The organism is Actinotignum sp. usb-actsch-rep-73 (assembly GCF_059082735.1).
The window spans coordinates 1-1,482 of sequence record NZ_JBHNPV010000055.1 but is presented as its reverse complement, the minus strand read 5'-3'; the positions used below and the strand labels follow the sequence as shown (position 1 = coordinate 1,482).

The 1,482-nt window shown below is 54.7% G+C and carries 3 protein-coding genes; all 3 read right to left on the bottom strand.

Translation table 11 applies throughout. The features are described 5' to 3' along the window. Positions 1-139: 139 nt before the first annotated feature. Entirely contained in the window at positions 140-373 is a 234-nt protein-coding gene (locus AC5RE1_RS03810; RefSeq protein WP_285022692.1) for a helix-turn-helix domain-containing protein, read from the bottom strand. 74 nt (positions 374-447) lie between these two features. Then, positions 448-771 carry a hypothetical protein gene (locus tag AC5RE1_RS03805; RefSeq protein ID WP_285084259.1) on the bottom strand — a complete coding sequence of 108 codons (324 nt, stop codon included), beginning with the start codon at positions 769-771 and terminating at the stop codon, positions 448-450. A gap of 228 nt (positions 772-999) precedes the next feature. Beyond that, positions 1,000-1,482, bottom strand: a 483-nt coding sequence (locus AC5RE1_RS03800) for a VaFE repeat-containing surface-anchored protein (protein ID WP_493938370.1), incomplete at its 5' end; no start/stop codon positions are given.

Below are 1,482 nucleotides of genomic sequence, written 5' to 3'. Positions count from 1 at the left end.
CGGCGAGCTGGACGCTCAAGCGAGCGCAACAACACCCAGCCGTCCTCACCAGCATCATCAGCCAAAGACAACAAGACCAGCTTTTCGAGCACATCAATACCGTCGGTTAAACCAAACGCCCACTCAATCGCTTCAACACTCACAACACGCCCCCTAACAGCAAGCGGGCTGACCAACAGCCCGAATCCGTCAGACGACTAATAACTCGACGGATATTACGCACGCTCATACGCGACTTTTTTGCTATGACCGCCTGGGATGGCCAGCAGACACCATCGTCTCTGGCAGCGTCAGCCAGGGAGAGCATGACGAGTGTTTCAGATTGCGTGAGTTCTTGGAGTTCCCAGACCCACGTCATAGCTTTAATACTCATGGCAGGATAGTTCCGTTCCACATCGTTAAACGAGAAAAAGAAAGTAAGAGGGGATACAGGCACGCTCAAGTCGTTTAAGAGCCTTGAGGCATTGGATTAAACCGACTCCCAGGCAAAGCGATATTCAGTGCCTGATTGAGCGCGATAAGGAGCAGTCGCCTGTATGTCGCACGCGCTTCAATAGCCGTCTCGCGACTTAGATGACCACGCGCTTGTTTTGCCTCACAGACCTCATCAATATGCGCGCACGTATCGCGCCAGATCCCTTCGACCGCTTGAGAGCGCTCTAAGGGCGTTAAATCACCAATCTTGACAGACTGAAGCATGTCGACAAACGTTGCCGTTTGACGCTTCATTGCATCTTGTGTATTGATATAAGCTGGTGTTTGCGATATCACTGGTATCGCCTTTCTATCGCTTGTAGCTAAGCGATGTATCGAGTGCTAGGTACTCGAATGGGGGCGAGCAATTCGTTTGCTCGCCCCCATCCTCATGCCCTAGCACCACCTGCGTAGCCTGCCGACGCCTGCTACACACTTGAAATTAAAGGTGAGAGGGCCTCACCCTTACACGCCCACCCTTGGAGGAACAGAGGCGCATGAGGGCGAGAGCTCAAAGAAAACGGTTCAGGCGACGCGACGACGCTTCAACGCCAGCGTTACACCGCCCCCGACAAGAGCCAGGCTCGCAAGACCACCAACACCAGCAATCTGCGCACCAGTCTTAGCCAAGCCACGAGACGACGAACCACGATCCTCATCCCCACCCTTAACAGTCTGGCCTTCGTCGTTGATGTCAGTGTGGACAGCGATGGTCTGTCCGTCGCGTTCGAGGCGTTCGAACACGACGGTGGTCTTGCCGACCAGCATGGAGGCGTCGATGGTGAAATCAACGTTTTCGCACCCGTCAGCTTGGTCTGGGGTGAACGTCTTGGAGGCGGTGACGGGTTTGCCTTCGACCATCAGCGGTTCGCCTGTGGCTTTGTCCATCAACGTGCCTGCCAGGGTGTATTCCTTGCCTGGCTTCAAGTTCGTGTAGCACACCTTGTCCGTGATCGTAACCATGCCCGAAGAAGCAAGACTCTTATCGCCGTCCGCCTTGTCGGTCGC